Annotated in this window: 4 protein-coding genes; all 4 read right to left on the minus strand. The window is 54.4% G+C overall.

Going from position 1 to position 3,850, the window contains the following annotated elements:
• Positions 1-599, minus strand: a 599-nt coding sequence (locus R6T97_RS13730) for an ATP-binding protein (RefSeq protein ID WP_410349861.1), incomplete at its 3' end; no start/stop codon positions are given.
• A complete protein-coding gene (gene istA, locus R6T97_RS13735) occupies positions 596-2,086 on the minus strand; it encodes an IS21 family transposase (protein ID WP_410349862.1) in 1,491 nt (496 codons plus the stop codon). The genes istA and R6T97_RS13730, both read right to left, overlap by 4 nt.
• A gap of 123 nt (positions 2,087-2,209) precedes the next feature.
• A complete protein-coding gene (locus tag R6T97_RS13740) occupies positions 2,210-2,956 on the minus strand; it encodes a hypothetical protein (protein ID WP_410349863.1) in 747 nt (248 codons plus the stop codon).
• Positions 2,957-3,134: 178 nt separating this feature from the next.
• A partial coding sequence (locus tag R6T97_RS13745; RefSeq protein WP_410349864.1) for a hypothetical protein occupies positions 3,135-3,850 on the minus strand: 716 nt, incomplete at its 5' end.

Below are 3,850 nucleotides of genomic sequence, written 5' to 3' on the forward strand. Positions count from 1 at the left end.
TCACCGAACTCGAGGTTGGTGGTGATGATGACACTGGTGGTTTCATACAGCTTGCTGATCAAGTGAAACAGCAGCGACCCGCCGGATTTCGGAAACGGGATATAGCCAAGTTCATCGATGATGACGCAATCCAGAGCGGTCAGTTGCTTGATGATCTTCCCTGTGTTTCCCTCGGCCTGCTCTGCGATGAGGGCGTTGATCAGATCGACGGCATTATAGAAGCGCACCCGCTTTCCTCTATTGACCAGGTTGGTCCCGAGCGCGATGGAAATGTGCGTCTTGCCGGTACCAGTTCCCCCGACCAGGATGATGTTATGCGCGTCATCAGTGAATTGGCCTGAGCAAAACGGGTCGATCTGCGCTTTTGTGATGGTCGCCGCGCTATAATTGAAGGTGGCGAAGTCCTTGTGATGGGGGAATTTCGCGATGCGCATCTGATACTGGATGGACCGCACCCTGCGCTCTTCGGTTTCTGCTTCGATCAAGGTCTTCAATGCTGTCGTCAGGCTGGGTGGCGTGCGCGCGGCCAACAAATCCTGCGCGCAAGCAGCCATTCCGTGGAGCCTGAGTGCTGCGAGTTGGTCAATGAGAGCGTTCATACTGCGGCCCTCCCCGTAGCACAGAGCGCCTCATATCGCTTGCAATCGGCCTGTGGTCGCACGCTCAACTGCGGATAGGCATGGGTTTCCGCCAACGGCGCGATTGTCGGCTCCAGCAGTTGATTGACCAGATTGATGATCGCCGGCAAACGCAAGGTGCGTTGTTCGATGGCCAGGTCGCAGGCCATCTCGACCACGTCTATGCCATGCTCAAGTGCCAGCAGCAGCAGATCGACAAACTCGCGGTCGCCACCTTTCTCGCGCATGTAGTGATCCTTGATCTGCTCCATCGATTTGGGCAATTCCCAACCGACAAAGGGTGCGCCATCACGCAACGCACCGGGCTTGCGATCGAGCAACGGCACATAGTGCCAGGGCTCGAAGTAACTGATATTGCGTGTAAAGCGCCGCTTATGTTCAGCGATAATTTCGTCGTTTGCGATCATGACTAGCCGATCAGCATAGGCGCGCAGCGAGACGTGATGCCCCGCATGTTCGCACGGCACGCTGTAGCGATTGCTGTCGTATTGCACCAGGCAGGTGGATCTGACCCGCACAGTTTTTTCGACATAGCCGTCGAAAGGACGGCCTAGCGGGCGCAACTCGATCTTTTCATCCTCAAAGACGTCGGCAATTGTGCGATGCTGTTGATCAGTATGGCGGCGTTCAGCCAGCTCCTCACAGCGCAAAAGCAGCCAGGCATTCAGCGCCGCCAGATCGTCAAAGACAAGCCTGGGAGTGAACAGCTCGCCGCGCAGAAACTGCACCTGGTTCTCGACCTGTCCCTTCTCCCATCCCGAGGCAGGCGTGCAGGCGACAGGGTCGATGACGTAATGGTTCATCAAGGCCAGAAAGCGTGGATGAAAGATCCGATCCTTCGACCGCGAGACATAGGTCACCATGGTTTTGGGGTTGTCGATGATCACACGGCGCGGAACGCCACCGAAGAAAGACAGCGCCCGCACAAAGGCATCCAGCACCATCTCCTGCTTCTCGTTCATATAGGCCACGACGAAAGGCTTGCGGCTGTGGCACAGGCGGAAATGGGCGACGTGAACCTTGTGTTGGACACCGCCTAACAGAACATATTCTTCGCTCCAGTCGAACTGAAGCGCATCGCCAGGCACGAAATAGAGTGGGATGAATGCATCAGTTCCATCGGTTCCAGATGACTTCTTGAGCTCACTGACAAACCGCTGAACTGGCGAATAAGAGCCTGTGTAGCCTTCCGCGACAAGCTCTTCGTAAAGCTTCTTCGCTGTGCGCCGATCACGGCGCCGAAGGGACAGATCGTGCTCAAAAAGTTCCCGCAGACGCACCTCGAACTGTGCGTTCAGCTTAGACCCGACACGCGGTTGCTGTCTCCGATAGCGCGGTTGTTCCGGGTTCTTCAGATACTTCTTGATCGTCGTCCGCGAAATCCCAGTCTCGCGCGCCACAGAATGGATGCTGCGCCCATCCCCCAAGATCCAGCCTCGGATCTTCATTGCCGTTTCCATAAGTAACACCTGCTCTTCCTCCGTGCCCAAAGCACACGGATGTTAACAATGCAGGTGGGTCAGTTTTAGATGATCATAACCCACCAAAGTGGGTCACTTTTGCATGCTGATTCACACGTTCAGACCAACGATGATATTGCTCACACGACCCGTGACCTCGGTCGCATTGGACGCGATATTCAACGCCAGCATGCTTTCGTTCACGCCTCCGCCCATTTGACGCACCCGGTGGGTCAGTGCGGAAATCTCACCCGCCTGCGCGTAATCAAAAGCGGTGTTCGGACCGCGACCAAGATGTGCCAAATCAATGCCGTTTGTACCTAAGGCATCTCGACCGGTGATGACCTGAATATGGGTGATTATCTCACCCGCGTTCACGGCACCAAGTGCCGTGCTGCCCATCGTTGAAACATCTATGTAAGACGAAAACATCCCTGAATTGAAGGCCGTTACATCTGATGTCAGCCTTGGCGTCACTGAGGTCAGCACATTGGTAATCGTTCCATCAATGCGCGTCATGACTGTCTCTTGCGCGGGTGTCAGTGGTCCACCGCTGGACGTCTGCGCGAAGATGGAAAGTTGACCCGCAGGTGGCAGGGAATAGAGCGCGCTGCCGACAGGATACAATCCCGCACTGACACCAGATCCAAGTGCAGAGGCCTGTGACGGATCAACAAAGACACCAAAGGCGTCAGCGGAGCCAAGGACTGCCGTCCCGGACGTGTCATATCCGATGATGACACGATCACCCGTTGCCAGTGATCTATTCTGAATTGTTGGATTGCTGATGTTTTCAGCAATGTTCGCAGATATATTGGACGCTTTGATATGGGGATAGGCTGCATCAAGCAGTTGCAAAACACGTTCCAGGATAGATGATGACGCAATTGTCGGTGATAACGCGAATGTCGCGGCAAATAAAAATAAGCGAAGGCGGGGACTAGAAATCAAAATTAGTTGGTCCCCTTCCAATCTTTTAATGGGTAGAGGGGGCAAGAATGCCCCCCCTTTATTTTATCAACCTACGTAGAGCAGATTACTGACCAGCAGAAGCGCCGGTGATGCCAGTTACAGCAGCGTTCACACCAGAGATGATCTCGCCGGTGTTGACCGCACCAAGTGCTGTCGTCGACAGGTTGCCCATCGAACCGTTGAGTTCCGCCATTGTGTTGGTGATCGAGCCGTTGATACCGGTCATGTTTGACGCGATGTTCAGAACGATTGCACCTGTATCAGCCGAACCACCCAACTGCTCCATTACCGAAGAAACAGCTTCGGTCGAGGATGTCTTGGCATTATCAACAGACGAGTTCACGCCAAGCGTGATTTCGCCGGTGTTGACCGCACCAAGTGCTGTTGTCGCCATATCACCAAAATCGAAAGTTGGCATGTTGTACTCGATTGCCGACACGTCAGCAGAAGCGATTGCTTGCTGTGTCGTAGCACCGATACCATCAATGACGTTGGTGATGGAACCGTTGATGCCTTCAATTGCGCCTGTCGATACAGCTGTTGCGGTGTACGCGCCGAGCAAGGCGGTTACGGCAGCAGCATCGTCCGCCAGAGGGTCTTTTTCAGCCGCGGTGATGACTTCGCCTGATGCCGAGACGAAGTAATTCTGAGTACCACTAGGAGCGATATCAGTGTATGACGCCTTTCCAGTTGCATCCAAGGCATCATACTCCGCTGCACTGATCACATCACCATTGGACGGGTTGATGTAAGTTGTAGTAGCGGTCGTTTCAATCACAG

This window comes from Yoonia sp. (assembly GCF_046498525.1).
Classification (GTDB): Bacteria; Pseudomonadota; Alphaproteobacteria; order Rhodobacterales; family Rhodobacteraceae; genus Yoonia.

What these genes read in the sequence shown, in the direction of transcription:
- istA (WP_410349862.1), bottom strand. Translation starts at nt 2,086, where the DNA reads ATGAAGATCCGAGGCTGGATCTTGGGGGATGGGCGCAGCATCCATTCT.